The organism is Altererythrobacter sp. Root672, assembly GCF_001427865.1.
Lineage (GTDB): Bacteria > Pseudomonadota > Alphaproteobacteria > Sphingomonadales > Sphingomonadaceae > Croceibacterium_A.
The window spans coordinates 19,631-32,302 of record NZ_LMHH01000004.1 but is presented as its reverse complement, the minus strand read 5'-3'; the positions used below and the strand labels follow the sequence as shown (position 1 = coordinate 32,302).

Here is a 12,672-nt window from a genome sequence, read left to right as displayed (position 1 = left end):
TATCAATGACCCAACTGATCCTAGAGGCGATGGCCGCCGAACTGGGCGACGCAGACTATGCGGCGCTTGCGGACTTCCGCTTTTCTCTCCGCGAGTTTCTGGCGTTCAGCGAAAAGAAGGCCGCCGAATGCGGCCTGACGCCGCAGCAGCACCAGGCCTTGCTGGCAATTCGCGCCGCCCCGAGGGGAGCGGCTACCGTGGGCTACGTCGCGGAACGGCTAATACTCAAGCCGCATAGCGCCACGGGGCTTGTGGACAGGCTAGTGGCGCTTGGCCTGGTCAGCAGACAAGCATCAGAACATGACCGCCGGCAAGCGCTGCTGCGGCTAAGTGATCATGCAGTCTCGATACTCGCCAAACTTAGCGTCACCCATCGCGAGGAAATCCTGCGGATCCGTCCCTTGCTCGTTCAATTGCTCGCGAGCCTGGAACACTGATGACACGCTGGCAGACCTTGGATCTGGCGAACGACCACCTGTTTGTAATGGTCTATCACGCGCGGTGCGAACAATTGACCATGTTAGTCGCAACGGAAGTCGGGTGCTGAGAGCGGCAAATGGCTTCTTCCGAACTCGATCCACTTGATTTTGAACGGGTTCGGAACGACTCCGAAGAATGCCAAGCCTCCACGCACTCCTGCCAATATTGCCGTTCGCCGCTGCGTACTAATTGGGCCAACCTTGGCCTGCAGCCTTTGGCGAACGACTACATGGGAACTCGGGCGGCCGCCCGGGCCGAGCCCACCTATCCGCTCCACGCTCGCTTTTGCGACAATTGCTTTCTCGTCCAAGTTGACCGGGTCATCTCACCGGAGGCAATCTTCGGCGATTATCCCTATTTCTCGTCCAATTCGGCAAGCTGGCTAGATCATTGTGAGCGTTACGCAGCCAAGATGATTGAGCGATTTTCCCTCGGGCCAAAGGATCTGGTGGTCGAGATCGCGAGCAACGATGGGTATCTCCTGCAGTACTTCATGCGCTCCGGCATCCCAGTTCTGGGTATCGAGCCTGCCGTCAATGTCGCCCAGGCCGCGATAGCGGCACTGATTCCGACTGAGGTGCTGTTCTTCGGGGAGGAGACCGCGAAGTTGCTGGTCGCTCGTGGACTCGCGGCTGACCATCTCAGCGCGAAGAATGTCCTGGCTCATGTACCCGACATCGGTGACTTCGTGCGAGGGGTCACCGTGATCTTGAAACCCGAGGCCGTGTTCACCGTCGAATTTCCACATCTCTTGCGTACCATCGCGGGGCTGCAGTTCGACCAGATTTATCACGAACACTTCTGCTACCTCTCGCTGCTTGCGGTTCATCGAATCCTTGGTGACCACGGTCTTCGCATATTTGACGTTGAGGAACTCGACACCCATGGCGGATCGCTGCGTGTCTACGCGTGTCATAGAGATGCACGTCACCAAACGACAAATGCCGTGCTGGCCGTCATTGATGCGGAGTTGGCCGCCCAACTCAACCGCGCTGCGGGATATCACGGCTTTGAAAACAGAATGCAGCAAGTACGTGGCGAGTTTCTCGCGTTTCTTGAGCAAGCTCATCAGGCCGGGAAAATGGTCGTTGGCTACGGCGCAGCGGCCAAGGCAAACACGTTCTTGAACTACTGCGGACTGGCGGCCGCCAGCCTGCCGTTCATTGTCGATCGCAGTCCAGCCAAAGTGGGTCGGTTCATGCCAGGCAGCGGAGTGAAGATCTTCGACGTGAGGGCAATCGAGGACGTTCAGCCCGACTATTTACTGGTCCTACCCTGGAATCTGCGACAAGAAGTGATGTCGCAAATGTCATTCATTTCAGAGTGGGGCGGGAAATTCGTCACAGCGATCCCTTATTTGCAGATTTCCTGACTGCTCGGATGCAGAGCGTCATCAACGACCCTCCTCTTCGGCAGTGCGAGGTCCGCCGCAATAGACCTGGGCCAACTAACCGGTCTGTTCGGACAACCGGCATCGCCGCCTTTTTCGGAGCAACGCGATGCCTGTAATCACCGTCGTTTCGCCGTGCTACCAAGAGGAAGACAACGTCGAAATCTGCCATGCGACGGTGAAGAGGATCTTTGACGAGCAACTGCCTGGTTACACTCGAGAACACATTTTCGCGGACAATGCGTCGACGGATAGAACGGTCGAGAAGCTGCGCGCGATCGCCTGTGCCGATCCGGCAGTCAAAGTGATTGTTAACGCCCGCAATTTTGGTCTGTTTCGTTCAACTTTCAACGCATTTCGATACGCGACCGGTGATGCCGTTCTATTGATGCTTCCGGTTGACCTTCAGGATCCGCCCCAAATGCTCCCCGATTTCGTCAAACTATGGGAGCAGGGATATCAGGTCGTCGCGGGGGCCCGGATGGAGCGGCAGGAAGGTGCGATCATGCGCGCCTGTCGCCGTCTGTTTTATGCGATCGTCAACAAGCTGGCGGATTTCGAAATTCCAGAAAATGTCGGCGAATTCCAACTGGTCGATCGCAAGGTCCTCGACGCGATGATTGGGCACGAGGATCAATATCCCTATATCCGCGGCCTTGTCGCGTCTGTCGGTTTTCGTCGGGTGATCCTGCCCTATACGTGGGTGTCGCGTGAGAGGGGCAAGTCCAAGCTTCGCGTCTGGACGCTAGTGGACCAGGCCTTGAACGGCATTTTCGCGTTCACCAGTGCGCCGATGCGCCTCGCCACTCTCGCGGGGTTTGCCCTTTCGGCTCTGTGTGTCGCCTACGCAATTGCGATGCTTGTCGCGTACTTCCTACTGCCAGATGCAGCACCTCGCGGGATAACAACCCTGTTGGTCTCGCTGTTCTTCCTTTCTGGCGTGCAGATCGCATTCATTGGCATGCTGGGGGAGTACGTGACGGCGATCCATGCCCAGGTGCGCCATGGCCGTGTCGTGACGGAACAGGAACGGATCAACATCGATGCCCCTGACGCGCCGCCAAGAGGCGCACGGACCAAATAGGTCGCAAGGGGTCATTGGGCCCTTCTTCATCTGTGGCCCCGTCCCACCTTTCGTGAGATGGTCGCTGACGCATGACCGTCTGCTTTATGCTCGATGAGGCTCGAAACCGGACGGTTTGCTACCGGCCAGCCCAGGTCGTGACGATCCGGAGCTGCCCACCAGCGTGAGGCCCGTCGCTTCAGCTACTTGCCGTAGACCCACTCGGCAAAGGTGGCGGACAGGTCGCGCCCGCTCGACCGTTCCATCGCGTTCTGGAAGTCCTTGCTCGTCACCGTTTTCCTCGCATGCTGCCGGGTGAAACGGCGTAGCCCGTTCCAGAAGGCCACCTCGCCAATTGTCTCCCGCAGATGTGCCAGGAACAGCGCGCCCTTGCTGTACTGGACAGCCCGCCGGGCCCGGAGCGACGGGTATTCGCCATCCCACGCGAGCGGCTTGTCGAAACCAAGCTCGCGGACCTGCTCGACGCGGCGCCGCGCGACATCGAGCTCCTGGCGATAGGCAGCGTCGCCGGCGCTGTGCTCCTTCCAGGCGGCCACCATGAACGTGGCCATGCCCTCGTTGAGCCAGAAATCCTGCCAGGTGGCGCACGTCACGAGGTTGCCCCACCATTGGTGCGCCATTTCATGCGCGATGATCCAGGCCGACGACGGATCGTCGCGCTCACGGTCGAGCTCGCTCTGGCCGATTAGCGAGAAGCCGGCCGACTCCTGCGCTTCACGACCGGGAACCAGCACTTGCGCGTATCGGCGATCGGGCAAGGGCATCCCCGCCTTGTTAGCGAGAAACGCCGTGATTGCGGGCGCCTCGGCGAACAGTGCGGCCAGGTCGGCGTTGCTGCCGGTGCCATCGAAATAGACAAGCTCGCCGTGCGCGGTTGCGATCGCCTGCCGAGGCAGCCGGCCGGCGGCGAAGGCGTAGAGATAGGGCGAGTAGGGCCGGGTGGACCGCCAACGATGGATGACCAGCGGATCGGCCGAAGTCGCCGCCGGACTCGCCCGTCCGACGCCGACCGATTGCGCATCGGCAGGCAGGAACAGATCGAGCGCCAGGTGCGCCTTGTCGCCCGGGGCGTCCTGCAGGCAGACCATCCAGTCGCACGCGAAATAGCTGGCGTAGATACTCCCCGCCACGGCCGTCAGGCCGCGAGCCGGCGTGCCCTCGAACCGGAATCGCAGCGTCACCTTGCGGCCTTTGCGAAGGGCCTGCGGCAGGGTGAAGACGATAGCATCGGTGGTGGACGAGACCTGGACCGGCGTTGCGTCGACCATCGCGTCCGCGATGCGCAGCGCATTGGCCGAGAACGCCAGGTGCGTCACCCGATCGGACGTACCGCGCACGTCAATCGTTTCCGTGCCCGAAACTGCCGCTGTCTCGAGGTCGGGACGAAGCGCGACGGCGTATCGCTCGACTTCGAACCCATCGCCCGGCGCGATTGTCGTGGATTGTGCTTCGGCATTCGTCGCGGCTGCGAGAAGAACGGGTAGCAGGACGCGGCGGTTCATGTCGGCGACGCTAATGCATGCGGCGCGGCACTCCAAGCGCCCTGAACGGTCGTCTACGGGGAGGTTTCGGATATCCTATCGGCGGAGCCAGCTAGGGCGCGCCGAGGGGCCGGCTGCGCAACCAAGGCGTGTCCTTACTCCAGAAGATGATGTCTGCGCCGAGATAGCCGGTCGCGAATCGTTCGAATTCCTCTCGCGTGAACGGCTTGCCTGTCTGCGGATTCAGATATTCCAGTGTCGGCTCCTGGATCGCCATCGCCACCAAAGGGACCTTGTCCCGGTAGGCGCGGATGAAGGGGTAGCTGTTCGCCATCTGTCCTGGCCGGTAGGGGACGATGTCCGGGCCTCCCACGCCAATCCCGCTGACTGCGGCCAGCTCGAAGAACTGGCTCATGTAAGGGCGTGCGTTCGCCCACCCGCAAGGCCAGAAATTGACATACTGGACGACGTGCGAACGGGTGAACGCCTGTCGCGCGAAGAGCACGTTTTCGATCTCGGCCTCGAAATAGCGGTCGCAGTCCCAACCTTCGGGCGGTGTATCGCGATCGACCGTCACCGCGGTTTCAGTCAGGATGACGCCCGCTATGCGGCCATCGAACCGATCGGCGAGCGCAGCCAGCAGGGCCTGGAAGCGGGTCCGTACCTCCGAATCCCATTGGCGGCTGATCCAACCCTTGGGGACTGGCGCGCGCCCCGGTTGCGAGTTGTCGAACTGACGCGCCAACCCTCCGCCATACTGCGGCTCATCGAGCATATACTGCGGAAGCCAGCGCGCATCAGGTGCAAAGAAGCGATCCCCCACCTCCACGAACAACGCTTTGCCACGCGCTTGGGTCAGCGCGAGGTCGTGTTCGATCATCGAAAAGTCATATGCGCCCTCGCTCGGCTCAAGGTTGCGCCACACGTAGATAATTTCCGCACCGCCGATATCCTGCCGGTCGAGAATGGGCAGGTTCAAGTCGAGTTCGTCCTGTCCGAGATAGACGAAATGCTGCAGCGGTTGGGGCGGCTGAGCGAGCACTGGGGGCGACGCCAGAACAAGGCAGGCCGCCAACATGCCGACGAACCATGAGATTATACGGCGCGCGATTGAGAGCAGAAAGTGCACACGCAAGAACTAGCCGGCCTTGGCCAATCTGCAAATCGTCCGCCAACCAACGTCCATTTTTGGACTTTACGAACTCTGAAGCGGACGGTCTGCAATCGGCCAGAGTCGGCTATGAATAACGTCCCTCCGTCACACACCGGTTGTGGGCGTTAGCGGGCTGGACGGATCGTGGAACGGGCCGCCTAAGGCTGCCACTAACTCGCCCTTTCTTAAACCGTAGCAGTTTCTCGCGCCTCAGCGAGATTGATTCTGGCGCGATAGCCATGCCGCTCCAACAGGTGCAGCAGATTGCCTCCGCTTAACAAGGTCAGTGGTTTGCCGCTCGCAAACTGATATGCGTCTGGGCCGTAGTCGGACGTGGTGACCAGGATTCCTTTTGTGGCACCCTCGTTCATCACCGTCCCGAACAGGTCGCGCACTGCGGACAGACCAACGGTGCGAGTATATCGCTTTGCCTGTATGACGATCTTGCCGCCGCTAATCGGATCTGGATCGAAAGCAATCGCGTCCACCCCGCCATCGCGGCTTGCTTGGGTAACCTTCACCTCACCACCTCGGGCGCTGAACTCCTTCTCGAACAGCTCACGGATGAGGTGCTCGAAGTCCTCCCACGGCATACTGGCAAGATTTGTGCCCTCTTCCAGCGATACGCGTCGTGCATTGACGAAGCGGCGATCTTCCTGATCCATCTCCAGCACGGGAGGGATAGCCGTGAAGCTTGCCAAGCTGGCCGCGGACACACCCTTCAGACTCTTGAAGCACGCCTTCGGCTCGACCCTGGACAGATCCAACGCAGTGAACTCGTCGCGCCTGACTAATACCGAAAGCAGGCATGAACGTGCATCCTGGCCCGTTCGCTTGTCCACGAAGTCGACGTGGCCGTTAAACAGAATGCTCCCAATGTTGCCGTGAACGTCAGCCTCGAAGAGTTCGTGGAGCGTGCGCAGGCATACCTGATATGCAACGGACTCGAAGTTGGCCTTCTGCTCGCGCTCGGTAATCTCTTTGATCTTCATCTCCCCCGTCGTCTTTACGAAGCGTACGGAGTGAACCCTTGGCAGCTCGTCGGGGGACGGCAGGTCGTATGCCATCATCAGCAGCTGCTCGTCGGGGCGATACTGCACGGCAAACGATTTTTCGAACAACCCATCGTAGTCCGATGCATCCAGAACGAGCGTCGCATGCTCAATGACGGCTTCGGGGTCGCCCCGGCCTACCGCTTCCTGCCACCGGTCGACAATGGCGTTTCGCTCGGCCTGCTCGGTAAGGAAGGTGCGTTGTGCCTCCTCGTGGCCATTCCAGAAGGCTCGCTCCCGCTCCTGCCATTCGCGCGTCGCGCTTTCATGCTCGTGGCGGCACTGTTCGTCGTCTTGATGCCAGATGCGGACCTGATCGGCATGAATCCCCTCTGCCTCCGCAAGTTTGCGCGCCTTCCGACCCAAGACGACGTCCAGGAGACCAATGGTCGGAGTCCGATACTCCGGCGCTGAAGTCTCAGATCGGCGTGGCTGCGGCTCGGGGAAGCTACGCGGCATGTCGTAGGCGGACTGGTCCTTGAGTGCGGCCCAGTCGACCTCGTCGTTTACGGCGAGTGTTCGGGCCAGTATGTGTTTCAGGTTTTCTAGTTGCGCTCCAGCGGCTGCCGTCTCATCGTCTACCTGATCCTTCCCGGATTTGAAAATCTGCCGCAATCGAAATGCCGCGAATTTCTCGTCCCACGACGCGATAAGCGCGTCCACTTTTGATTGCAGGATGAAGATTTCAGGCGCACTCAATTCCCGGTGCAGCTTCATCGCCGTGTGCGAGAGATCGAGGTGGTAGCGTAGAATCCGATCGCCTCGGACGTTGTACCGTGCCCTGAGTTCCCCAAGCGTTATGTTTTCGATGTTGTTCGATCGGATCGTGATCGTTGCCATACCGCTCCCCCGCTTGCGACAATAAATCAGCCGCGAACCGACTCCGCAAGCCTCTCAGCATGTCGATGCGGTCTATTGAGCATCGGCTAGCGCTTGACGCCGAACGATCGTCGCTCCCGGTAAGCGACAATGCGCGCTAAGCAGTCGAGTGAACGGCAACCTCGTGGGATAGTTGACTGGCCCATGAACGACTGAGATTGCCGCTTACCTGTAGAGCTGTGCCTGGCCCGCAAGCGCCGTTATGACCAACATGGGCGGAAAGCGGCGGTTCAGCCTTCATCGCCAAGCAAGACTGCGGCAGCGGCGAGGATCGCACCGGCCTTCTCGTTCATTACCAGCGCATCTCGCACGACGACCCGCAGCTGGTCGATCGAATGGTGCCGTACCCCCACAGTCAGGTCCCCCGCATCTTCAAACAACATGCCCGCCCGGCTGGAGAGCTCGCGGCAGAGATTGAGCGTATCCTCTTCAAGGCTACAGGTCATGCTCGGACTGTGGCGGCAAGCGCCGGCAAGTCCATATCCAGCTTTTTGAGTCCGAATTGCCCGTTCACGCGGGTAACAATGTCTTGGCCTGCTCAGCCCAGCTGGCCGCGATGGCCTGGCTCGCGGTTATCAGGCCACCATCGACCTCGGCCCGCGTCCGCCCCGCCAGAATGGCTTCCACCATCGCGGGCGAGAGAAACGCGAGCCGCACCACCCTGGTCATGTAGGACGCGGTCACACCCTCCGCCTCTGCTAGCCGGGTGATGTCAACTTCGCCCGCACGCAGAACCGTCCACCAGCGTCGCGCCTTCACCAGCAGCTTGACCAGCGAGACCGCTGGCTGCGTTTCAAGAGTGGCTCCGCTCGCCTGCACGAGCCGCACCGCGCGGCCCGTTCGCCGAAGACTGACCGGCGAGACCAGCGTCAGCGTATCGGGCGCACCGTGGGCCACCCTTGCGCCAAGCGCCTCAGCCAAAACGGTCGTCGCACACTCTAACTCGACACGATCATCGAGCACTCGAACCAGCCTCACCAGCTCGGCTAAGGCCGAGCGATCGCGCTGTCGCAAGCTTGCCGCCAACACTTCGGCTTTCTGCGAGAGCAAAGCGAGATTGTCCGGCGCCACTTCAAGCCAGGCCTTCGCGCAAAGCCCGAGTGGATCGTCGACCGCGCTCGCCAGACAGTGGGCGACCGAGCCTTCAAGTTCAGCGGCCGGAATGCGTATCGTTCGCCCGTCGATCGGCGTCTCGCCGATATAGTAACGATAGCGCCGCGAGCCCTCGGCCTGGCGCATACGCTATATGGGTTCGAAGGGCGCCTCATTCCCAAGCGCGCGCAAGGATATACGCTCGATCCCGACCGTCGGGTGCGATCGAACGATCAACCGTTGAGCATGCTCAACCCGGGTGCAGCGGGGGCGTTGGTCTCGACAGCCGGCGACCTGGTCCGCTGGCAGATCGCGCTCACCAACGGACGAGCGGTCAGCCCCGACTCCTTCCGGCAGATGACCACCTCGACCGTCCAGACCGGAAACGGAAATTCGGCTTACGGTTTCGGGCTGGGCGTCGACGAACTCGAAGGTCAAACGCGCATCACGCACGGAGGCGGTATCAACGGGTTCAACAGCTCGCTCACCTGGCTGCCGGATTCGGCCTTGAGCGTCGCGGTGATCTCGAACAGCCAAGACCTGCCGAGCGCATGGGTGGAGGGCCGGATTGTCACGGCGCTGACCTCCAACGATCCGCTCCCCGCGCTGCGCACCTCCCCGCAACCAGGCGCCGAAGCGGCGCTGCGCAAGCTCATCGAAGACCAGGCGAACGGCACGCCGGACTACGAAACGATGTCGCCGCAGCTGGCTGAAGCGGTCCGCGCGCAGCTTCCGCAGGTGCAGCCGCTGTTCAAGAGCACGGGCGCAATCAAGGCGATCACATTCGTGCGCACGGACCTCGACGGCCTGGATACCTATCGAGTGGACTTTGCCAACGGCGGGGCTGCGATGTTCTCGATCTTCCTGTTCCCGGATGGAAAGATCGCCACCACCTTTTTTCGGCCGGTGCCTTCAGCGAACAACGCTGGCAACCGGCCGTGAGATCGTTGTCAGGATAACGTCCGCTATCTAGCCCGCAAAGAGCCGCAAAGCGGACGGGCTGCTAAGCGGTAGGCGTCAAATTGTTCGGAATGGCGGAGGTGGGTGGTTAGCGGACGCTAAGTCCAACCGCCGCCTTGCAAACACACTGCCTTGGTGCCGCATTCCAGGTGACGTCTCATCAACTCGCGAACCTCGTTGATCATGGGGCATGGCGTGCCAGCATCGAAGTCCAGGGTCGTGAGAGGAACAGGGTAAAACTGGGGAACCACGCGGAGGTTGGCCTTCAGGAGTGATTTGGACACGTCGTCACCGTTCCAGGTGATTGACCGATCTGCACGAATTTTGATGAGGTTCTTCAACTCCCTACCGGAAGGAGCCGGACGGCTGCTTGCAAACTCTCGCGATGAACTAAAATCAGCTGGCACTTTGGAGCAGTTGCCCGCGCTCGGCACGGCCTCAGCGCTCACTTCGTCCCTCGCCAGAACCTGTGCGTTGCCATCCTCACTGTCAGGTGAGCAAGCTGCAGTCAGGCAGATCAATGACCCCAGCCAGATCGAGCGCATCATAAGCCGCAGTATGCCACGCATCCGAAAGTCCGCAATGGGTCGTGTGCAGCCGGTCCGCTTTGGAGCGAGTGTCGAATTGCGCTTCTGCTAATCGAGATGTCTGCAATGGGTGGAAAGCGGACGTCGCCTCTTCGCGCGGACTTAGTTCAAGTCCTTGGTTGCAAGCCAATCCCTGATCAACCAGATCATCCCGTAGCCAATCAAAGCAGCAATCGAAGGTGGGATCGGGACGAAGATAAATTCTAGTCCGCTTGTAGACCGAATACTCTCGGGATGTTGGTTTTGCCACCAATTTACATACGTAACCGCGCCTATCGGAACGAGAGTCAAAATCCCGAATCCGAACCTCGTTGAACCAGCCAAGAGGCCGATAGCCCCACCGGTTAAGAGACCAAGCACAAGTAATACGCCAATACTCACCATGGCGAGACGATACAGCAGGACTGAATGTCCGCAATGGGTCGCGAGCGCTCCGTCCGCAATCCACCGAGATGGGTGGAAAGCGGCCACTCATTCTGCCAATCCTAGATTTCGCCATGTCTCGGGCGGGCCACTGCAAGGAGAACGCAGTTGCTCCAGACTTTGACAGCCAGCGGCCGCACCTTGCCCGCAATCGCGGTAATTGTCCTTTTTGCTGGTGGTGGGTCGGCTCAAACGGAATCGTCCGCTTCGCAATCAGCCGCGTCTCACGACGGCAATGGCTCGGAAAACGAGATCGTGGTCACAGGATTTCGTGACATCGTTGTAAACGGACGGGCAGTCCGTTGCCGGCCAGTGGTCGGCGATGCCCTTGATGACGTTGACCTTAGTGCCGGCTTCGAGATTGATCCCCACTCGGGGATGCCCTTGCCCAAACACATGGCGATAATCCCTGATGGTCGGCAGGGTTATGTCCTGGTCCCCAACGCTGAGCAGATAACCGGACCGGAGTTCTGGCAGCGCGTCGGCGTTGGAATGGATCAGTTCGTCTTTCGCGCACCATCGATCGGCAAACCGATGTGCATCGGCGGACGCGGCGATCGCGACAGGTTCGGCGGTTTTCGGCGCATCGTCGATGCGGCACCGTATCGCGGGCATCGTCTGCGCTTTACTGCCTGGGTTGCCACGGGAAGAGCTCAGCAGGTGAACTTCTGGCTGGCTGCTGGGACCCGGTGGCCCGAAAAGCGTCGTCAATTTGAAGTGCGCAGGACAGATTTCTACGAGCTGCTGAACGGTGGCAACACGAACAACCTGCCTTTTGCAGGAAATCATGGATGGACACCGGTCCTTCTTGAGACTGGCCCGATCCATAAGGATGCGGATCATGTCAGCTACGGCTTCAATCTTGCCGGTTCCGGCGACGTATGGGTCTACGAACCCAAATTAGAAATCGTCACAGATCAATCCGAGGATATGCGCCCCAGTGAGCTTGTGGTGATTGTCGGAAGTGAGGGAACACCCTAGATTCTGATTGAGCCGGGTGGGTGCGACGCGCACCCCTGCACCAACCGCAATGGGTGGGAAGCGGACATTCCAATATTGCCTCACATCCTGGATGTTGACGCTCGGTGGCTGACTGTTAGCAAAGAGAGATGTCGCTCAACCGTCGCCACTTTCTGCGTCTAGTTTCGGCGGCCGTCGCTTCACAAGCTTTCGCGCAAGACGTCGAACCGAGAGGCCGGATCGAAGTCATCGATGGGATCGGATTCGACAACTATTCCGATGCGCGAGTCCGCATCTGGCTTCCGGCAGATTACGATGACGGCGCTCGGTCTTTTCCGGTGCTCTACCTGCTCGATGGCCAGTGGGCTTTCGAGAGCGATAGTGACGGGGTCAATTTCGCGACCGATCGCCGGGTGGCGCAGCTCGCGGCTACAAGGACGATCGAGCCGCATCTGATTGTCGCTATCGACAACCTTCGGCAGGATCGCTTCCTCCAATACATGCCCGAGACGATCTATGAGCTGGCTCAAGGTCCGTTGCGCGAAGGCATCGATCTAGAGCTTGCCCGCCACGATGGCAGGCCTCTTCAGTCAAACGCCCTGCTTCGGTTTCTGACAAACCGGCTCAAACCCTTCGTGGACAAAAACTATCGGACGCGGCCGGGACGCCTGGACACAGCGATCTTCGGCGCAAGTATGGCTGGCGTCATGGCCGGCGCGATTTTTGTTGAAGCGCAACAGGTCTTCGGGCGGGGCGCCTGTATGTCACCCAACTGGCCCATCTACGACAGCCGCTTCGTCAACTACGAGCAATTGTTGTCGATCTGGCCCAGCTACTTTGGCAGGCTGGGAGCGCCCGAAGGCAGGCGTCTATGGCTCGATCACGGGACAGAAATGGAGCTGGATGCGGGCATAACGCCGCACCAGATCAAGATCGCTGATCGTCTTGTAGAGCTCGGATGGGAACGGGGCTGCAATCTGCAGACGCGGGTTTATCAGGGCGCTGGTCATGCCTTTGCGCAAACCGCAGTCCAAATGGACGAGGTGCTCGCGTGGCTGCTTGCTTAGATTCATTTGATTGAATCGAAAATGGACCTCGGTCGATGACCGCAATGGGGCATTGCACCCGGCC

Annotated in this window: 12 protein-coding genes; 6 read left to right on the top strand and 6 right to left on the bottom strand. The window is 60.1% G+C overall.

The genetic code is table 11. The annotated features are described in order from the left end of the window. The first annotated feature begins 5 nt into the window (after positions 1–5). The 3 genes from ASD76_RS17030 (at position 6) to ASD76_RS17020 (ending at position 2,954) form a co-directional block, all read left to right on the top strand. The gene (locus ASD76_RS17030; protein ID WP_235506885.1) at positions 6–437 is read left to right on the top strand and encodes a MarR family winged helix-turn-helix transcriptional regulator; all 432 of its coding nucleotides are present in this window, start codon (positions 6–8) and stop codon (positions 435–437) included. A 119-nt stretch (positions 438–556) separates the two neighbouring features. Continuing rightward, complete coding sequence (locus ASD76_RS17025) at positions 557–1,852, top strand: class I SAM-dependent methyltransferase (RefSeq protein WP_082553933.1); 1,296 nt, start codon at positions 557–559, stop codon at positions 1,850–1,852. A 127-nt stretch (positions 1,853–1,979) separates the two neighbouring features. Then, a complete protein-coding gene (locus ASD76_RS17020) occupies positions 1,980–2,954 on the top strand; it encodes a glycosyltransferase family 2 protein (protein ID WP_055926077.1) in 975 nt (324 codons plus the stop codon). A 182-nt stretch (positions 2,955–3,136) separates the two neighbouring features. Here ASD76_RS17020 and ASD76_RS17015 read toward each other — a convergent pair whose 3' ends face one another. The 5 genes from ASD76_RS17015 to ASD76_RS18495 all read right to left on the bottom strand — a co-directional run bounded on the left by ASD76_RS17015 (position 3,137) and on the right by ASD76_RS18495 (position 8,758). Next, positions 3,137–4,456 carry a M1 family aminopeptidase gene (locus ASD76_RS17015; protein ID WP_055926074.1) on the bottom strand — a complete coding sequence of 440 codons (1,320 nt, stop codon included), beginning with the start codon at positions 4,454–4,456 and terminating at the stop codon, positions 3,137–3,139. Positions 4,457–4,547: 91 nt separating this feature from the next. Then, positions 4,548–5,513 (bottom strand): hypothetical protein, encoded by a 966-nt coding sequence (locus ASD76_RS17010; RefSeq protein ID WP_055926263.1) that lies wholly within the window; start codon positions 5,511–5,513, stop codon positions 4,548–4,550. Positions 5,514–5,773: 260 nt separating this feature from the next. Continuing rightward, entirely contained in the window at positions 5,774–7,480 is a 1,707-nt protein-coding gene (locus ASD76_RS17005; RefSeq protein WP_055926072.1) for a restriction endonuclease, read from the bottom strand. Between the two features lie 269 nt (positions 7,481–7,749). Further along, the gene (locus tag ASD76_RS17000) at positions 7,750–7,965 is read right to left on the bottom strand and encodes a hypothetical protein (protein ID WP_055926069.1); all 216 of its coding nucleotides are present in this window, start codon (positions 7,963–7,965) and stop codon (positions 7,750–7,752) included. Between the two features lie 64 nt (positions 7,966–8,029). Beyond that, positions 8,030–8,758 carry a hypothetical protein gene (locus tag ASD76_RS18495; RefSeq protein WP_055926067.1) on the bottom strand — a complete coding sequence of 243 codons (729 nt, stop codon included), beginning with the start codon at positions 8,756–8,758 and terminating at the stop codon, positions 8,030–8,032. On the opposite strand from ASD76_RS18495, the gene ASD76_RS16990 reads away from it, so the two are divergent. After that, positions 8,648–9,553, top strand: coding sequence for a serine hydrolase domain-containing protein (locus tag ASD76_RS16990; RefSeq protein ID WP_162249695.1), 906 nt, complete (start codon positions 8,648–8,650; stop codon positions 9,551–9,553). The two genes, ASD76_RS18495 and ASD76_RS16990, sit on opposite strands and share 111 nt — an antisense overlap. A 116-nt stretch (positions 9,554–9,669) precedes the next feature. Here the strand turns inward: ASD76_RS16990 and ASD76_RS16985 are convergent, their stop codons facing one another. Then, entirely contained in the window at positions 9,670–10,119 is a 450-nt protein-coding gene (locus ASD76_RS16985) for a hypothetical protein (protein WP_055926061.1), read from the bottom strand. Positions 10,120–10,689: 570 nt separating this feature from the next. Here ASD76_RS16985 and ASD76_RS16975 point away from each other — a divergent pair. Beyond that, positions 10,690–11,562, top strand: coding sequence for a hypothetical protein (locus ASD76_RS16975; protein ID WP_156457789.1), 873 nt, complete (start codon positions 10,690–10,692; stop codon positions 11,560–11,562). A 128-nt stretch (positions 11,563–11,690) separates the two neighbouring features. After that, the gene (locus ASD76_RS16970; protein WP_055926052.1) at positions 11,691–12,608 is read left to right on the top strand and encodes an alpha/beta hydrolase; all 918 of its coding nucleotides are present in this window, start codon (positions 11,691–11,693) and stop codon (positions 12,606–12,608) included. The last annotated feature ends 64 nt before the right edge of the window (positions 12,609–12,672 follow it).